The 17,105-nt window shown below is 64.5% G+C and carries 21 protein-coding genes; 18 read left to right on the top strand and 3 right to left on the bottom strand.

The window, feature by feature from the left end:
- The first annotated feature begins 35 nt into the window (after positions 1-35).
- The 18 genes from LPA45_RS09920 (at position 36) to LPA45_RS09835 (ending at position 14,563) form a co-directional block, all read left to right on the top strand.
- Positions 36-281 carry a hypothetical protein gene (locus tag LPA45_RS09920; protein WP_367394525.1) on the top strand — a complete coding sequence of 82 codons (246 nt, stop codon included), beginning with the start codon at positions 36-38 and terminating at the stop codon, positions 279-281.
- Entirely contained in the window at positions 278-724 is a 447-nt protein-coding gene (locus LPA45_RS09915; protein WP_367394524.1) for an HK97-gp10 family putative phage morphogenesis protein, read from the top strand. The genes LPA45_RS09920 and LPA45_RS09915 overlap by 4 nt, the downstream gene beginning before the upstream one ends.
- Positions 714-3,485, top strand: coding sequence for a phage tail tape measure protein (locus LPA45_RS09910; RefSeq protein ID WP_367394523.1), 2,772 nt, complete (start codon positions 714-716; stop codon positions 3,483-3,485). The genes LPA45_RS09915 and LPA45_RS09910 overlap by 11 nt, the downstream gene beginning before the upstream one ends.
- Before the next feature lie 2 nt (positions 3,486-3,487).
- Positions 3,488-4,078 carry a hypothetical protein gene (locus LPA45_RS09905; protein ID WP_367394522.1) on the top strand — a complete coding sequence of 197 codons (591 nt, stop codon included), beginning with the start codon at positions 3,488-3,490 and terminating at the stop codon, positions 4,076-4,078.
- On the top strand, positions 4,078-4,629 hold the full coding sequence (locus tag LPA45_RS09900; protein WP_367394521.1) for a hypothetical protein: 552 nt from the start codon (positions 4,078-4,080) through the stop codon (positions 4,627-4,629). Before LPA45_RS09905 ends, LPA45_RS09900 begins: the two co-directional genes overlap by 1 nt.
- A complete protein-coding gene (locus tag LPA45_RS09895; RefSeq protein ID WP_367394520.1) occupies positions 4,629-5,030 on the top strand; it encodes a DUF6950 family protein in 402 nt (133 codons plus the stop codon). The genes LPA45_RS09900 and LPA45_RS09895 overlap by 1 nt, the downstream gene beginning before the upstream one ends.
- Before the next feature lie 10 nt (positions 5,031-5,040).
- Complete coding sequence (locus LPA45_RS09890) at positions 5,041-8,214, top strand: phage tail protein (protein WP_367394519.1); 3,174 nt, start codon at positions 5,041-5,043, stop codon at positions 8,212-8,214.
- 15 nt (positions 8,215-8,229) lie between these two features.
- Entirely contained in the window at positions 8,230-8,880 is a 651-nt protein-coding gene (locus LPA45_RS09885; RefSeq protein WP_367394518.1) for a phage tail protein, read from the top strand.
- 13 nt (positions 8,881-8,893) lie between these two features.
- Positions 8,894-9,496: a tail fiber assembly protein gene (locus LPA45_RS09880; protein ID WP_367394517.1), complete on the top strand. Its 603-nt coding sequence runs from the start codon at positions 8,894-8,896 to the stop codon at positions 9,494-9,496.
- A gap of 61 nt (positions 9,497-9,557) precedes the next feature.
- On the top strand, positions 9,558-9,950 hold the full coding sequence (locus LPA45_RS09875) for a hypothetical protein (protein ID WP_367394516.1): 393 nt from the start codon (positions 9,558-9,560) through the stop codon (positions 9,948-9,950).
- A gap of 21 nt (positions 9,951-9,971) precedes the next feature.
- Positions 9,972-12,014: a hypothetical protein gene (locus tag LPA45_RS09870; RefSeq protein ID WP_367394515.1), complete on the top strand. Its 2,043-nt coding sequence runs from the start codon at positions 9,972-9,974 to the stop codon at positions 12,012-12,014.
- 62 nt (positions 12,015-12,076) lie between these two features.
- Positions 12,077-12,586, top strand: a complete 510-nt coding sequence (locus LPA45_RS09865) for a glycoside hydrolase family 104 protein (RefSeq protein WP_367394514.1) — start codon at positions 12,077-12,079, stop codon at positions 12,584-12,586.
- A gap of 3 nt (positions 12,587-12,589) precedes the next feature.
- On the top strand, positions 12,590-12,823 hold the full coding sequence (locus LPA45_RS09860) for a hypothetical protein (protein ID WP_367394513.1): 234 nt from the start codon (positions 12,590-12,592) through the stop codon (positions 12,821-12,823).
- 35 nt (positions 12,824-12,858) lie between these two features.
- A complete protein-coding gene (locus LPA45_RS09855; RefSeq protein WP_367394512.1) occupies positions 12,859-13,197 on the top strand; it encodes a hypothetical protein in 339 nt (112 codons plus the stop codon).
- On the top strand, positions 13,181-13,621 hold the full coding sequence (locus tag LPA45_RS09850) for a hypothetical protein (RefSeq protein ID WP_367394511.1): 441 nt from the start codon (positions 13,181-13,183) through the stop codon (positions 13,619-13,621). Before LPA45_RS09855 ends, LPA45_RS09850 begins: the two co-directional genes overlap by 17 nt.
- Positions 13,618-13,803: a hypothetical protein gene (locus LPA45_RS09845; RefSeq protein ID WP_367394510.1), complete on the top strand. Its 186-nt coding sequence runs from the start codon at positions 13,618-13,620 to the stop codon at positions 13,801-13,803. The genes LPA45_RS09850 and LPA45_RS09845 overlap by 4 nt, the downstream gene beginning before the upstream one ends.
- The gene (locus LPA45_RS09840; protein ID WP_367394509.1) at positions 13,800-14,186 is read left to right on the top strand and encodes a DUF6527 family protein; all 387 of its coding nucleotides are present in this window, start codon (positions 13,800-13,802) and stop codon (positions 14,184-14,186) included. Before LPA45_RS09845 ends, LPA45_RS09840 begins: the two co-directional genes overlap by 4 nt.
- Positions 14,186-14,563 (top strand): hypothetical protein, encoded by a 378-nt coding sequence (locus LPA45_RS09835; RefSeq protein WP_367395017.1) that lies wholly within the window; start codon positions 14,186-14,188, stop codon positions 14,561-14,563. Before LPA45_RS09840 ends, LPA45_RS09835 begins: the two co-directional genes overlap by 1 nt.
- 1,331 nt (positions 14,564-15,894) lie before the next feature.
- Here LPA45_RS09835 and LPA45_RS09830 read toward each other — a convergent pair.
- Genes LPA45_RS09830 through LPA45_RS09820 form a run of 3 tightly spaced genes read right to left on the bottom strand, consistent with a single transcriptional unit; the run spans position 15,895 to position 16,746 of the window.
- On the bottom strand, positions 15,895-16,146 hold the full coding sequence (locus LPA45_RS09830; RefSeq protein ID WP_367394508.1) for a hypothetical protein: 252 nt from the start codon (positions 16,144-16,146) through the stop codon (positions 15,895-15,897).
- A gap of 5 nt (positions 16,147-16,151) precedes the next feature.
- Positions 16,152-16,442 carry a hypothetical protein gene (locus LPA45_RS09825; protein ID WP_367394507.1) on the bottom strand — a complete coding sequence of 97 codons (291 nt, stop codon included), beginning with the start codon at positions 16,440-16,442 and terminating at the stop codon, positions 16,152-16,154.
- Positions 16,443-16,455: 13 nt separating this feature from the next.
- A complete protein-coding gene (locus tag LPA45_RS09820) occupies positions 16,456-16,746 on the bottom strand; it encodes a DUF2471 family protein (protein WP_367394506.1) in 291 nt (96 codons plus the stop codon).
- Between the last annotated feature and the right edge of the window lie 359 nt (positions 16,747-17,105).

Here is a 17,105-nt window from a genome sequence, read left to right as displayed (position 1 = left end):
AGGAGCGCATCACCAGCGCCGAGTTTGTCGAGTACATGGCGTCTTACCAGATCGACCAGCGTGGCGGCCAGTATGACGATCTTCGGGCTGGCGCGATCGCCTCGACGATCGCCAATATCCATCGCGATCGCCGGGCCCGCAGCGAGCCGTTCAGCTGCTTCGACATGACGCCGTGGAGCGAGCATCACCCGGCGGCGAACGAAGCCGAGCCGATCTTGCTGGATGACCCGGAAGAGCAGGCCAAGCTGATCGAGCGGGTGATGTTTCCACGGAGGGAATGATGGCCAAGCCGCGACGTGTGACGGTCGAAAACGCATCGGCGCTTACTTCTGCCATTGACGCGCTCGACCAGATCGCCAGCGAGTCGGTACTGCGACAGGCGGCGGTGGCCGGCGCGCGCGTGATTCATAGAGAGGTGAAGCTGCGCGCACCGGTCAATCTGGACATCTATGAGGTCAAGCAGGGTCGTCACCCGCCCGGCTTCCTGCGTAGCCACATCATCATCGCCTACGAGGAAGAGAAATCCGTTCCTGGTCGCCTTGCTTCCTACATCGTGACCTGGTCGAAGGAAGCGTTCTACGGCCGGTTCCTCGAATACGGTACGTCGAAGATGGCCGCGCAGCCATTCCTGCGACCCGGGTTCGAGGCGAAGAAGAAGGCTGCTGCCGCAGCGGTGGGCGCGGTGATTCAGGAAAAAGCAAGGGAGTTCACAAGTGGCCGATGAAACCGTCGTTCGCGTCACAGCCGATGCTACCGGCTATACGGCCGAAATGGACCGGGCGCGCCGCAGCGCCGACGCCTTCATTGCCACGCAAGAGGCCAAGGCGCGGCGCACGCTGGCGGCTGAAAATGCCATTGCCGAGGCGGCCCGGAACGGATCAGATGCGCACGCGCGGGCGATCAACCAGTTCGTTAGCCAGACCGCGCGCATGGCGGAGGCGTCGGGCAAGACGCGGATCCAGTTGCTCGAGCAGAAAGCCGCGCTGATGGGCGTTTCCGAGTCCGTCGCCCCCTACATCAACCAGTTGAAGGCGGCCGAGGCGGCGGCAGGCGGCATGCGCCGCGTGAGCGGTTCGCTAGATGACGTTGGCATGTCCGCCCGGCAGACCGCGGCGGCCATGCGCATGGTGCCGGCGCAGATGACCGACATCGTGACACAGCTGGCTGGTGGCCAGTCGCCGCTTCTGATCCTGACGCAGCAAGGCGGGCAGTTGCGGGACATGTTCGGCGGCATCGGGCCTGCTGTGCGCGCTGTGGGCAGCACTGTGGCTGGCCTTATCAATCCCTTCACGCTGACCGCTGCCGCCGCCGCAGCTATTGCGTTTGCCTTCGAGAAGGGCGCCAGTGAGACGCGAGGATTCAATGATGCGCTGACGATCACCGGAGGCATTGCCGGGGTGTCTGCCGACCAGATGGCGACCATGGCCAAGGTCATGGGCGACACGGCCGGCACGCAGGGCAAGGCCGCCGAGACGCTCACGGCGCTGGCCGCGACGGGCAAGATCGCCGGCAGCACCTTCGTGGAACTCGGCAACGCCGCGCAGGCGTGGGAAAAAGCCACCGGCGCAGCCGTCGAGAAGACGGTCGAGGAGTTCGTCAAGTTGGGCGAAGAGCCGGTCAAGGCGTCGCTGAAGCTCAACGAGCAGTACCACTACCTGACCGCCGCAGTCTTCGAGCAAATCGCCGCGCTGGAAGACCAGGGCCGCAAGGAAGAGGCAGCGGCGCTGGCGCAGCGCACCTACGCCTCGGCGATGAAGGACCGCGCTGATCAGGTGGTGGCCAACGTCGGCTACATGCAGCGCGCCTGGGCCGGGCTCACGAGCCTCGCCAAGGGCGCGTGGGATGCGATGCTTGGTGTCGGCCGGGATACCACGCTGGCGGACGTGCGCGGCGCGATCGAGCGCACGAAGGCGGAAATCGCCAAGCTGGAGTCTTCGCCCGGCGCGCAGCCTGGCGGCGTCAACCGTGCTGCGCTGGCTCGCGCGCGGATGAATCTGGAGCAGTTGCAGGCGCAGGCGAAGCCGCTGGAGGCCGCCAACGCCGCAGCCGAGGCCAAGGCGGCGGAACAGCGCCGGCAGGATGCCGTGGTCGCCGCGCAGGCCCGCCTGCGTGATCAGGAGAAGGCCACCCGGTCCCGCGCCGATCTCCGCAAGGAAGAAATCGACCAGCTGAACAAGGACGCCAAGTTGGTCGGCATGGCCGCCGACGAGTATGCCAATCGGCTGGCGGCCATCGAGGACAAGTACAAGGATCCGAAGGGGGCCAAGGCGCCGCAGCCCAAGGCGTACCAGGACGATGCCGCGACCCGGTTCCTGCAGCAGCTGCGCGAGCAGGATGCCGCCACGCGCGCCGCGCTGGAGTCGTCCGAAAAGCTCACCGGCGCCGAGAAGATCCAAGCCGAATTCCTGCAGAAGATCGCGGACATCAAGGGCAAATCGATCCTGACGGCCGAGCAGAAGAGCCTGCTGGCCAACCAGGACCAGATCAAGGCCCAGCTGTCGCAGAACGTCGAGAACGAGCGCGCGCTGAAGCTGAAGACCGACATCCAGAAGGTGGAAGAGCGGTCCGCAGCTATCAGCGCGCAGATCGGCAACATGCAGAAGTCGGCGGCCGAGCAGTACCAGCGCCAGTTGGACGCTGTCGGCCGCGGTACTGAGGCGCAGAAGCAGGCCGAGGCGGTGCGCTCGATCTACAAGGCGTACGAAGATCTGGCTCTGCAGCAGGAGAAGGCTACGCCGGAGGCCGCGCGCACGTCGCAGGCCTACCTGGATTCGCAGCAGAAACTCCGGGACGGCCTCGATCAGTCGCTGCTGGCCTATGACGCCTACTACGCATCGCTGCGGGAGAAGCAGGACAGCTGGGTCAATGGCGCGACCGAGGCCATGGCCAACTATGCCGAGGAATCGCGCAACGTCATGGCCATGACCAGCACCGCGGCGACCAATGCATTCAAGCGGATGGAAGACGGCATCGTGACGTTCTCCATGACGGGCAAGGGCAATTTCCGCGACTTCGCGCAGTCGGTGATCTCTGACCTGATCCGGATTCAGGCACGGGCGGCGCTGTCCGGGCTATTCAGCCAACTCGGGTCGATGATGATCGGCGCGTATGGCGACATGACCGGGACGTCGGTAGGCGGTGTGTACGGGCCGCAGACGCAGGCGGGGTTGGATTCGTTGATCGCCAATGTCTCCGCGCGCGCGAAGGGCGGCAACATCAATGCTGGCGAGCCGTACCTGGTGGGCGAGGTCGGGCCAGAACTGGTGGTGCCGACAGGCTCCGGATACGTTGTGCCGAACGATGCGCTGACCGCGACAGCGGCGGGCGGCGGCAATGTGACGATTGTGCAGCACATCAACGTCGACAGCCGCGCGGATCAGGCGGTAATTGTCCAGGCGATGGTGCAGGCGAAGAACGCCGCAGTCGCCGAGGTGAAGCAGAACCTCGCGCGCGGTGGTGACATGCGGCAACTCGCCGGGAGGTAAGGATGGCAACACTCGACTGGCCGCTGGATCTGGTGCCGGCCAAGGCGACATGGGGCCTGCAATCCAACACCGAGGCTTTCACCTCGCCGCTTAACCGGGCCGTCCAGACGGTTGAGCGGCCTGGCGCGCGGTGGAAGGTGACACTAGAGTTCCCGCCGAAGAACGATCTCGATCGGGGAAAGCTGGAGGCATTCCTGGCGTCGTTAGGCGGCATGGCAGGGCGCTTCACGTTGTGGCCACATGCGCGCCCAGGATCGTCGCTGTACAGCCCGCTGGTGAATGGGGCGATGTCCGATTTCAAGGTGCTGCCGACGAAGAGCTGGCCGGCCAACACCTTGGTGCTGCGAGCAGGGGATTACCTGTCCGCTGGCGGGGAGTTGAAGATGGTGACGGCGAACGTGACCAGCAATGGCAGTGGACTGGCCTCGGTACCCGTGGCACCGGCATTCCGCAAAGCCCCGGCCAATAATTCCGCGATCACGCTGGATAAGCCGAAGGCGACCATGATGCTTGTGTCGGACGAGTACTCGGTAGCGGTGATGCCTGGAAGGATCTCCGATTCCGTGGTGATCAGTGCTGTGGAGATGTTCTGATGACGCGCGCTCTAGATGGCAGCACGCTCGCCGCGGTCACCGCCGGCCATGTCCCATATCTGTTCTTCGTGCAGATGGACTTCTCACAACCTCTGCGGGTGTGCAGCGCAGGCTATGACATCGATTGGAATGGTGCAACGTGGGTGGGACTTGGCACGCTTGGCAGCATCGAGCCGATTCAGGAGCAGGCGAGCCTTGAAGCTATCGGCGTTCGTCTGACGCTGTCAGGTGTTCCGACAGATCTGATAGCGATCACTTTGGGGGAACAGTATCAGGGCAGGCCATGCCAAATCTGGTTTGTTCCCCTGCGAGAAGATCTGCAGCTTGCTGGGCAACCGGTGCGCATTTTCTCAGGCCGCATGGACACGATGGATACGGAGGTCGGAGAGACCGCCACCATTACCGTGTCGGCCGAGTCGCGGATGGTGTCGTGGGACAAGGCAAGATCCCGCCGCTTCAACAATGAAGACCAGCAGAGCCGGTACCCGGGCGACCGTGGTTTTGAGTTCGTGCCGCAGATGGTGTCCAAGGAATTAGTTTGGGGGCGTTGATGCAGCGATTGGAAAACTGGCCTATTCGGCTTGCCGAGTTCATCGAAGCCCGCCGCGATCGGGCTTTTTCATGGGGCGAATCAGATTGCTGCCTTTTCGTCTGCGATGCGATCGAGGCGATGACGGGCACCGACCCCGGCGCGCGCTGGCGCGGGCTGTACAGCAGCGAGAAGGGAGCGCGGCGCGTGCTGCGTGATAACGATGGCGTGCGTGGCATTGCCACGCTGGTATTGGGGCCGCCAGTTCCGACGGCGCTTGCCGGACGCGGTGACGTCGTGCTGATCGACACGCCTCATGGCGAGGCGCTCGCGGTGTGCGCCGGCAGCCTTGTCGCCGCACAAGGATGTGACGGCATCGAGTTCATGGAACCGAACCGGGCGAAGGCCGCCTGGAAGGTATAGGAGGGGACGTATGCCAGCAGCCGCCGCAGCCGCTGTAGGGGCATTTATCCTGGGTGCCGGCTCAACGGTGCTGGTTGCGAATCTCATTGGGGCGGTCGTGTATGCCGTCACGGCCCTGGCCATCTCGTTTGCAGTTGGCTCCCTCATGGGCGCGATCTTCAAGCCGCGCACTCAGAACGGCTTTACTGCAGAGGCGCAAGCCCGAAGCCAGGTCGTCCGATCCAATGTCCAGCCGCGCAACATGATCTACGGCCGCGCCATGACATCCGGGCCGCTGATCTTCGCTGCCAGCACGGACGGAAACGGTAAGAAGAACCAGTTCATGCACCTGGTCATCGCGCTGGCCGATCACGAGTGCGATGACATCGAGGAGGTATATCTCGGAGAGGATCCGGTAGGCCCTCTCCGAGATGCCATGCCAATCGGCGGCAAGTTTGTAAAGGTCACAGCAGAAGCCAAGACGTACACGTACAACGTGGTCGGCGGACAGGCCAGCGCGACGGTGAACATCGGTGTGGCTCCTAGCCAGGTAACTGGCTGCGTTGCCATGGTGTCGGGCGGGGAGGGCTTCGGGGATCAACAGGTGCCGATCTCAGCAGTCTGGAACTCCGGATCTCCAATTGTTCAGTTTCCGTCGATTCCAGCCGGCGCGGGGCAGGTGATCCTGATGTACGAGATGCACACCACCAAGTCGTTGGTGCGCATCAACAAGCATCTGGGAAGCCCGGATCAACTCGCTGACAGCAACCTGTATTCCGAGGTGCCGCAGTGGACGGTCGATCATCGGCTGCGCGGTGTCTGCTACCTCTATGTGCGGCTGGAATACGATCCGGACATCTTCCCGAACGGCATTCCCAATGTGAAGGCGGTGGTGCGGGGCAAGCGTGTCTATGACCCGCGCAATGGCAACACCTACTGGACTTACAACTGGGCGCTTTGCGTCTACGACTATCTGCGAGACGAGCGCGGCTTTGGCTGCACGGATGCTGACATCGACGTCGGCTCGGTGATCGCGGCGGCGAACATCTCCGACGAGCTGGTGCCGGTGAGCGGTGGCGTGCAGAGCCGCTACGAGCTGCAAGGCGTGGTGATGAGCGACAAGTCGCCGCGCGACAACCTGGCGGAGATGGTCTCTGCCGGCGGCGCCGCGGTGGTGCTGTCCGGCGGCATGTTCCGAGTATTCGCCGGCGCTTATGACGTCCCCACGGTCACGCTGACGGAATCGGACCTTCGTGGCCCGGTCAAGGTGCAGCCGCGCATGTCGCGCAAGGACCTGTTCAACGTGGTGAAGGGCACGTTCGTCGACCGTGCAAAGTACTGGCAACCCGGCGACTTCCCCGCGGTGCGCAACTCGGCCTATGCGGCTGACGATGGCGAGGTGATCGAGCGCGACATCGAATTGCCGTTCACCACCGACGCCATCGTGGCGCAGCGGCTGGCGAAGATCATCCTGGAGCGCTCGCGGCAAGGCATCGTGGTGGAGTTCCCTGCCAAGCTGACCGCCTTCCAACTGACCGCCTACAGTACTGTGAAGCTGACGCTGGCCAAGTTCGGGTGGACGGACAAAGTCTTTCGGGTCATGTCGTGGAAGATGAGCGCGGACGGCGGTGTCGACCTGGTGCTCAACGAGGAAGCGGCCGCGGTGTATGACTGGAGCATGGGCAACGCCACCGTCGTGGACCCTGCGCCCGATACGAACCTGCCCAATCCCTATGTGGTGGAGTCGCTCGGCCAAATCCGCCTGGAGTCGGGCGAGGATCAACTGATCCTGAGTCAGAGCGGCGCGGTGATCTCCCGCCTGCTGATCTCGTGGGCGCTGGCGAGTGAGGCGGCCCTGCAGTTGGGCGGCCGGGTCGAGCTTCAGTACCGGCGCGCGACGGATGTGGACTGGACCGCGCTGCCCACGTTGACGGCCTCAACGACCAGTTTCTACCTGTCGCCGGTCGAAGATGGCGCGGCCTATTCGGTGCGCGGGCGCTATGTGTCTGCTATCGGGGTCCGCAGCCCGTCCTGGACGTATTCACCGGTTCATGTGGTGACGGGCAAGCTGGCGCCGCCATCGAATCTCACCGGGCTATCGCTGACGGTGCTGAACGGCTTCGCGAACCTGACGTGGAATGCGGCCACCGACCTCGACGTCAGGAACGGCGGGCAGGCTCGAATCCGGCACACGACGGACCTGGTGCAGCCGAGTTGGGGCAGCGCCATCGACATTGGTGGCTATATCTCCGGTGCTGCCAACTCCGCGCAGTTGCCGTTGCTGGAGGGCGTCTACCTGGCGAAGTGGATCGACTCGACCGGGAACGAGTCTCCAGCCGCGGCGATGGTGATCACCACCGCACCATCGCTGGACAGCCTCAATGTGGTGGCCACGATCGCGGAGCAGCCGAACTTTGCCGGCACGAAGACAAACATCGTGTTCGACCCGGCGTTGAACGGTATCAAGCTGGTCGGTGCTGGGCTGATCGACGATCAGGGGCTGATTGATGCCAGCGGGCTTTGGGATGCACAGGGCTCGATCGATAGCCTGGGCCCGATCGATACGGTGGTCGGCTCCGGCGGATGGGGGCTGATCGACTCACTCGGCGGTGTGGTTGCCAGCGGCGAGTACGTCTTTTCTGGGTCGCTTGATCTCGGTGTAGTCGAGAGGTCGCGCCTGACGGCGACCATCGATGCGGTGTCGTTTGATACCGGCGACATGATCGATTTCCGGTACGACTTCATCGACACCTGGGAATCGGTCGACGGCACCCGAATCAACGATACCGCGGTGTCGCTGTACGTGAGGACGACTGAGGACAACCCAATCGGGTCGCCGACGTGGTCCGCATGGCAGCGGTTTTCGATGGGCGACTACGAAGCGCGAGCTTTCCAGTGGAAGGTGGTGCTGGAGAGCGCTTCCGCGACGCACAACGTGGTGGTCACCGGCCTGACGGTCGACGTCGACATGCCGGATCGGCGCGAGTCAGGCCGAGACATCCTGTCTGGTGCTGGCGCAAAGGTGATCACCTTCGACAAGGCCTTCCGTGTTCTGCCGGTGCTTGGCATCACCGCCCAGGATCTGGCACAGGGCGATTACCACGTCATCACTTCGAAGTCGGAAACCGGCTTCACCATCACCTTCTACAACGCCTCCAGCGCGCCGGTGTCCCGCAAGTTCGACTGGGACGCCGTCGCCTACTAATTCGGAGAAGAAAGCATGTCTCAACATGACATGGTGCTCGACAACCAGTCGGGTGCCTCGTTTCGCGCGGACCTGAACAACGCGCTGCAGGCCATCGCAACGAATCAATCCGGATCAAGCGGCCCGGCTACGACCTACGCATACCAGTTCTGGGCCGACACCAGCGCCGGCTTGCTGCGGATGCGTAATGCGGCAAACACGGCGTGGATCACCATCGGCCTGCTGGGCGTACCCAACTTCGGGCACATCCTGCCCGGAAGTATTGTCTTCCACGCCAAGAACACGGCGCCGTCGGGCTGGCTCAAGGCCAACGGCGCCGCAGTGTCGCGCGCCACCTACGCGGACCTGTTCGCGGAAATCAGCACGACATTCGGCGCCGGCGATGGATCGACGACGTTCAACCTTCCCGAGCTGCGTGGAGAATTCCTGCGCGGGTGGGATGACAGCCGCGGCATCGACAGTGGCCGCAGCTTCGGTAGCTGGCAGGCCGACCTGCTTAAGACCCACATCCACAACTACCTGGCGTTCCCGAACGGCGCCGGCGCTGGTGGTGCTGCCTTGAACTCGGCAAACACCGGCACCTCCTCGTCGCCGACGACCGAGCCAACGGGCGGCGCTGAAACGCGCCCGCGCAACATTGCCTTGCTCGGCATCATCAAAATCTAAAGGGGCCAGCCTCATGGAAATCTTCAACTACCACCCGATCACCGGCGAGTTCCTGAGTGCCGGCGTTGCCGACGACAATCCACTTGAGCCGGAAGATCCCATCGTGCCAGGCTTCGCCACGCCAAAGGAGTTGCCTGAAGCGGCCGCTGGACGCGTGCGCGTGTACCGCCGCTCCGATGGGTCGGCTCCGCAGAACTGGCCGGAAGGTGAATGGACGCTGGTCCCCGACTATCGGGGCGTTCTGGTGTTCCGCACGGCTGACGGCTCCGCCTTCGATCTGGGCGAGGAATACAGTGGGCTGGGTGATCTTCCGCCGTTCCTGACTGACGAGCCGCGCCCTTCGCCGGCGCATGTCTGGACGGTGGATGAATGGGTGCTCGACGAAGCGCTGGAGACCGAGCAGCTTGCCGCCGCGGCTCGCGCGCAACGTGATGCGCTGCTGGCCGAGGCGGACAAGCTGATCGCGCCGCTGATGGATGGATTCGTGCTCGGCGAGCTAACCGAGGAAGACGAGACCCGCCTGCGCGCGCTCAGTCAGTACCGCAAGGCACTGCGTGCCGTGACAAGCCAGGTAGGTTTCCCGCGGACGATCAACTGGCCGGTGAAACCGGCGTAAGCGCTTCTCGTCGATCAACACCGGCCGCCTTCGGGCGGCTTCGTCATTTCTGGAGCAGACCATGACCATTGGCATGTCCACCGCGCTGCGCAATGCGCGCCTCGATGCAATCACCACTGCCGCCGGCGCGAACGCGAAGCTGCGGCTGTACAACGGCTCGCGCCCGGCTACTGGCGGCACTGCGACCACGCTGCTGGCCGAGCTTACCTGCGGCTCGACCTTTGCCGCTGCGGCGTCTGCCGGTGTGCTGACGCTCAACGCGATCACGTCGGACTCCGCGGCGGATGCCACCGGCACGGCCACCTGGGCGCGGCTGTTCACGTCCGGCGGCACGTTCGTCATGGACATGGACGTCGGCACCAGCGGCGCGGACCTGAACATGAACTCGGTGGCCATCTCGGCCGGTGCCGCCGTGAGCATCACCTCGGCCACTCTCACCGAAGCGAACGCATAACCACCAGAACGGAGGACGGCCGTGACGACGATTGTCCTCACATCTGGCACGAGCTGGACGGTACCGGGTGACTGGAACCCCTCCGACAACACGATCGAGGTCTGGGGCGGTGGTGGCGGTGGCGGTGGTGCTGGTGGCTCATCGTCAGGCTCCGGTGGCGGCGGTGGCGGCGGGGCTTACTCGCGGATCGCGAATTGGTCTGGCTCGGGTTCCGTCTCGATCAGCATCGGCGCTGGCGGCAATGCTGGCTCGACGACGCCCACCAGCGGCGGCACCGGTGGCGACACCTGGTTCGGCTCAACCGGCACGGTGCTGGCGAAGGGCGGTGTCGGCGGCATTCACGGCAGCAGTACCTGGGCTGGCGGTGCTGGCGGCGCGGCAGGGTCTGGCGTCGGGAGCGTGAAGTTCTCTGGCGGCGCGGGCGGCAATAGCGGATCCAGCACTGCAGCGGGCGGCGGCGGGGGTGCTGGGGGACCGGCTGGCAATGGTGTGGCCGGCTCGGCTGGGTCTGGCGCCAGCGGCGGTGCGGGGGGGGCGGGCAACGGCAGTTCCGGCGGCACTGGCGGTACCGGCGGCGCGACGGGCGGCGGCACTGGCGGTTCCAATGTCACGGGCGGCGGCGGTGGTGGTGGTGGCGATGGCGACAACGCCGGTGGCGCCGGCGGACCGGGCGGCTCGCCTGGTGGTGGCGGTGGCGGCGGCAATGGTGCCACGGGCACTGCCGGCGGCGCTGGTGCAGGTGGCCAGATCCGCATCACCTACACGCCGTTAGCGGCGGGGAATACAGGCACGATCGCAGCGACGCTGGGCAACGCGACGGCAGCATTCACGGGCACGGAGCAGTTCAGCGGCACGCTGGCGTCCACCTTGGGTGCGGTCACCGCATCGGCCAGCGCCGTGCAAACCATGGCCGGCAGCTTGGCTGCATCGCTTGCTGCTGCGTCTGGGGCGCTCTCTGGCACGCAGACTTTCGCTGGCACTGTTGCTGCGACGCTGGGCGCCGCCACAATGGCGGCATCCGGCGGCCAAGCGCTGTCCGGGACCGTGACTGCCTCCCTTGGGGCGGTATCGGCAGCGCTGGCCGGGGCGCAGACCTTCAGCGGTGCGCTGTCGGCAACGCTGGGCCCGGCTGTCGCGGCAGCCACCGGCGGGCAGACGTTCAGCGGCGCCATATCTGGCACCTTGCAGCCGGTGGTGGCGGCGCTCTCCGGCCTGGCGCTGGACGGCGTCGGCGGCGCCATCGCTGCGACGCTCGGACCGGCGACCGCGGCGTTCGCAGGCAGCCTGGCGTTTACCGGCACGCTAGCTGGAGCGGTGGGCGGCCCGTCGGCGGCTGCGTCCGGCCAGCAGACCTTTGCGGGGTCGGTGACCGCTGCCTTGGCGCCGGCCAGCGCCGCTCTGACTGGCACGACTGGCGGCGCTGTCGGCATCCTGGCCGCGGTGATGGGCGGCGCGGTGGCGGGCATCGTCGGCGGGCAGACGTTCGCTGGCAGCATCGCGGCGACGCTCGGCGGCGCTACTGCGCAGATCGTCGGGCATGTTCCGGACGGCTCGATTCCGCATGATCCAATCCGCATTGTGGTTCCGGCTGAGGTGCGCCGGTTGGTGGTATCGGCTGAGTCGCGCCGATTAGCGGTGCCGGCAGAATCGCGGCGGCTGGAGATCCAGTCGGAGTCGCGCCGGCTGGTGGTGCCGGCCGAGTCGCGGCGGCTGGTAATCATTCCCACGGGGTCGCAGATCGACCCGGAACTCAGACTATTGGAGGGTCAAACCATGACGATTCCGGCCAAAGACCCGGACGCCACCTTGGACTACGAATTCGACTGGTCGGCATGGCTGGCCGAGGGGGAGACGATCCTGGCCGACCCGGCGCCTGCCATCACCACCGACACCGGGCTGACGCTCAACCCGGCCGGCAAGAGCACCACGTCTGCCGGCGGCGAGGTCACGTTCTGGCTGGCCGGCGGCACGGCGGGCCGAACCTATACCGTCGCTTGCAAGATCACCACTAGCCAAGGCCGCATTGATCAGAGGTCGATACGGCTGCCGATCACCCAACGATAGACGCCGCCAACCGCCCGCTTACAGGCCCGCCGCGCGCGGGCCTTTCTGTTTCTGGAGCCAGCATGCCTTTCACGAAACCCGAAAACCTGCCCGGCGGCGAGAACATGGCCGCCTTCCTCGACGTGCTGGCTTTCAGCGAAGGCACCGACAACGGCCGCCAGCGCACGAACAACCACGGCTACGACGTGCTGGTGGGTGGGGGGCTGTTCACCAGCTACGCCGACCATCCGCGCCAACTGATCAGCCTGCCGCGCCTCGGCATCAAGTCGACGGCAGCCGGCCGGTACCAGCTGCTGTCGCGGTACTACGACGCCTATAAGCGCCAGTTGGGCCTGCGTGACTTCGGGCCCGCCGCACAAGATGCGATCGCCGTGCAGCAGATCCGCGAGCGCCGCGCCATCCCGGACATTGAGGCCGGGCGGCTGCGAGAGGCAATTGCCAAGTGCCGGAACATCTGGGCCAGCCTGCCCGGCGCCGGCTACGGCCAGCACGAACACAAGTTTGAGACCTTGCGTGCGCAATTCCTGCTGCACGGGGGTGTCGATGTCGAGCGCAACGCGCCAGGGAGCTGAGAGATGAAGATCGTCGAGAACTGGAACAAGCTGTGGAGGAGCACGACGGTGCTGCTGTCGCTATTGCTCGCCGCGCTGTCAGCTGCGCAGGTCGTCCTGCCATCTCTGCAGGCCGCGCTCGAGCCGAAGCAGTTCGCCCAGATCACGCTGGCAATTGCAGTGCTGATCGGGGTGTTGCGATACGTCGCCCAAGAGTCCATCAAGCCGGACGAACAGCAACCGACTGATCAACCGTGAGCTGCCTACAGAGCAGCACGCACAACGGAGCGGCGATGGACCTGAATGTGATGAACGTGCCGGGGGGCACTGGTGGTGCGCTCGGCTTCATCGTGGCCGCCATTGGGGGCGCAATCTGGTTCATCCGAAGCGCATGGCGCAAGGACCGGGTCGAGGGTGCCCAGAGCCAGGCCGAGATCGACATCATTGCGCGACTCGAAGTGCAGCTCGAGAAAGCGAACGCGCGCGCCGACGTCGCCGAGCAACGGGCTGACCTTGCATACAAAGAGCGCAACGAGGCATATCGCGAAATCGGCGAACTGAAAGGCACGATCGCGGCCCTGACGACCGAGGTCCGCCTGCTGAAGGAGAGGCTCGATGGCAAGGCTACGTGACTGGCTGGCGCGGTACCGGGCGACGTTCGTCCTGGTTGGGCACAGGATGGAGGCGGTGACGGTGCTTATTCTGCTGCTCGGCGGCGGGATGGGGACAGGCTACCTTTTCTGCGTCTGGCAGTACCGCGACCTGATGGCGCAGCAGCGGGACGACCACCAGGCCGAGATCACCCGCCTGCAGGACGCCTATACCCGCACGCTGGAGGCGCTGACGCCTAAGGTCTCGCAGGCGGCAGGCGCCGCGGCTGAGGCGGCAGAGGCGTCAGCGGAAGCGGCCAAGTCGGTGAAGCGTGCCGCGCGCGCCGTCCCTGCGCTGGCGCCAGCGGGGCCCACCAATGGCCGGCCGCTTACCGAGGCCGAGCGGAGTCAGGTGAATCGGGACATCGAGGCGGCAAACCGGAAGGTGAGGGAGGCCCGAAAGTGAAATTGATCCTGCTGTTCCTGCTGCTGGCCGGGTGCGCTGTCCCGGAGCCGCCCGCTGCATCCGCGCCGCCGCGCGACTGCCCGACGCTGCCCACCCTGAAGCCTGGCGCCGGCCAGGCTGACATGCTCACCCATATCCGCGTGACGGCGGATCTCTACGCGCGCTGCGCGGCGACGCCATGACCAATTTGTCCAAGATCTTGAGAGAGCCGGCGCCAGGCACGCTGTCATTCTGGTGCCCAGGCTGCCGCCAATCGCATGAAATCCGATACGGAGCCGGTGAGGGTCCGCGCTGGGGCTGGAACGGCATCGCTGAACGTCCGACGTTCACGCCGTCTGTGCTGGTGCGATCTGGTCACCACGTGCAAGGGTACGACGGTGGCGGATGTTGGTGCGATTTCAATACCGAGTTGAAGGCCAAGGGCGAAGAGCCCTGCGGCTTCAACTGCGAGGTTTGCCACACGTTCGTGACCGACGGGCAGATCCAGTACCTGAGCGACTGCACGCACGCGCTGGCCGGCCAAACGGTACCGATGGTCGAGTTTCCGGAGGGCTGGGCGTGTTGATGTTGCTGAAAACATTGCCCTGGCGCCTCATCGGTGCCGCTGCCTTGGGCGCCTGCCTCTTTGCCGCCGGCTGGGCCGTCAACGGCTGGCGCAAGGATGCCGAGATCGCTGAACTGACCGCGGCGCGCGCCCAAGCCGACCTGACCAGTGCCAACCAGGCGCTCTCCGACATCCAGGCGACCGGCGCCGCCATCCGGCAGCACGCGGACTACTATCTGGCCGTCCAGTCCGACCTCGGCGCCAAGATGGACGCCATTCGCAAGGACATGAAAAATGCGAGGAAGCCTTTGCCTGTCGATTGCCGCCCTGACGCTCAGCGCGTGCGCGGCCTGTCCGACGCCGTCGACGCGGCCAAGCAAGCCGCCGCCGCTCGATAGCGCACTGGCGGCGCCGTGCGAGGTGCCAGACGCGCCGACCGTGGCCGACTATGACGTGTGGCAGGACTGGATGGTGACGGTGCTCGGGGCGCTGGGGGATTGTGCCGCGCGGCATCGGAAGACGGTGGCAGCGTGGCCGATATAACTTACATGGGGCCAATCTTGAACGTCAGGAACAGGCTGAGGAACGATCACATTGCAAGGTCCTCGGCTCGCGCCTTCAATGCTGGGCCACCCGCACGAATTGCCTTGATGTCGTCCCATAGGTTCCATGCTGCTTTCCTTTTCACCCGAAAGCGCCTTATGGTTCCAACGCTAGAATGTACTTCCCAATATTGCTTTCTCCACATGGACCACGGACCATTGACTCGGTGCCATTCTGTGACAGGCGCCCGCAGCTCTACCGACTCGCCGGGGCGAAGCTTTATCGGTAGGCTAACGTTCATTTTGCCGCTGTCTGAGTAGAACGCGATGTCGAAAAAGGTTCCGTGCGCCGTGTGCCAGATGTTCTTTAAGGAGATTGGGGACGCGCCGACATTTGTGAGCTCTGCCACGAGCGTGACCTCGTACGGCTCATTGCCCCCTAGACTTATAGCCCTATAACTGTGTAAGACGAGCCGCGGTCCGTTGCGAATGGCGAGATACAGGGATACAACAACGGCAGCCATTGTCCCAAAGGCGGAGAAAATTTGTGCCCAATCAACAAGGGTTTTTGGCCAGAATGACATTTGGGTTGGGAACGAGTGAGCTGAGTTGCGCCATTTTAAGACGAGAGTCGTCAAATGGTAGTGTGTGGGTATCAGAGCCTCCGTCCGACAAAAAAAGCCCGCACAACGGCGGGCCACGGGTAAGAAGTCGAGAGGGGTCACATCTCACGATCGGGGCGCATTCTCCGGTAAATGTAGAGACATTTGCACCCCCGAATGGTGGGGTGACGGCGAGGCACCTTGCTACCGCGCGCGTTCCCGTCGCTTCGCAATGCGGCCTTTGGCCTCTGCCTTCATTTTGCCCAGCTGCACCTCATGCTCAGGCGTCCGAACGTCCCCGCGCCAGCCGCGTGTTCCAGGCGTCTTGCTGCCATAGTCGCCCTCGAGCGCCTCGATCACGCAAGGCTCGCTTTCCAAGGTTGGAGCCAAGTGTGCAAGTGCCCCTCATGGCTGGGGGGCAACTGCAAGGCCAGCTGGTACGACTGAAGGACTTGCCTCCGCAGGCGAGCAATTTCCCAGAGCAGGTCCTTCACGTCCTGGTTGCGAACGCGCAGGCCGATGTCGCGCAGTTCCTCGTCTGTGAGTGCTGGCAGATCCCGGGGCAGTTCTTTGCTTGGCATAGCGTCAGCGGAGCGAGAACCGAACGGTGGTGTCGCCCAGCGCCGCCCAGCCGCGAACGGCGAGTCGCACCAGTAGGCCGTCTGACCAGTAGGAGACATAGTCCGGCCGCCAGGTCAGCGCCTGCAGATGCCTGGCTTCCAACCCGGTAATGACCAGGCCGCCGGCCGTGGCCGCGATCGCATCGCACGGCAGCCGCAGTTCTTCGCTGTCCCCGCCGAAGTAGTGGGCTTCGAGAAAAATGGTGGTAGACGACATGGGCGCTAGTCGTTCGCTTGCTCGGCGCGGTAGGCCGACCAGTAGTAGTGGGAATACCGACCGTGCCGGGCTCGCTTCTTCTCGATGAACAAGCGGATCGTTCCAGCGTGCCCGGCCTCGACCACCACCTCGTGGCGCTCTGGCGCCTCGCGTGTGGCTCTGCCGAGCGTCCCGATGGCGGCCGCAATGTACTGGCCGTGGATCTGCCCGAGAATGCCGTTCTCAGCGCCGGCTGGCACGGTGTCCGAAGGATCGGATGAGAGGTGGCAGCCGGCGGCAAGCTTGCTGTTGCCCATGGTCGTCAGCGGTTCAGTTGACGCGATTCCAGGCGTCGCGGATCGCGCTGAAGGCCACCGGTATAACGTCGCTACCCGTGAAGTCGGCAGGCGTGTCGTCCTTCGGGTAGCCCAGATACGGCGACGACTTGAGCATGCGGAGCATGTTGGACGAATGCTTGCCGGACTGGGCCAGCTCATGCATGACCTCGTCCTCGATCTGGTGAATGAGCTTCCATGTGAGGATTCCGGCGGCGCGGTGCTTAGCGACGATGGCCGGGGTGGCCTCGACGATGGACGATTCTGTGGCTGCGAGCGAGTGCATGGTGGGGTCGGGTTACTGTATGGATATACAGTATAGCTGCGACTGCCCACATTGTTCAAAACGTCCGGTAAGTTCTTGATTCTAATAGGACGTATTGGCGGGTTTTTGCCCCGTCATTTCGGGGGCGAAACGCGATTTAAAGCCTTGAATCGATTGAGAAAAATCCCTGTGAGCGTTGCCTGCTCTCTCAGGGACGGCGCGCTTTTTTTGTTTCCAATGCGATGCTCACCTTGATCGGCTCCGGGCAGAGATGTTGGCGTACAAAAAGAGAAAAGCCCTCGGCCGGGGGGGGCGAGGGCATGAAGGGCTTGAAGAGTGGGCGAGTCGACGAAACCGCCCATAACCATGGTCGTACACGC

Origin of the sequence: Cupriavidus sp. Agwp_2 (assembly GCF_040784895.1) — a bacterium.
Classification (GTDB): domain Bacteria; phylum Pseudomonadota; class Gammaproteobacteria; order Burkholderiales; family Burkholderiaceae; genus Cupriavidus.
Note: the sequence above shows the minus strand (reverse complement) of the source record. Positions and strands in the feature narration are given on the sequence as shown.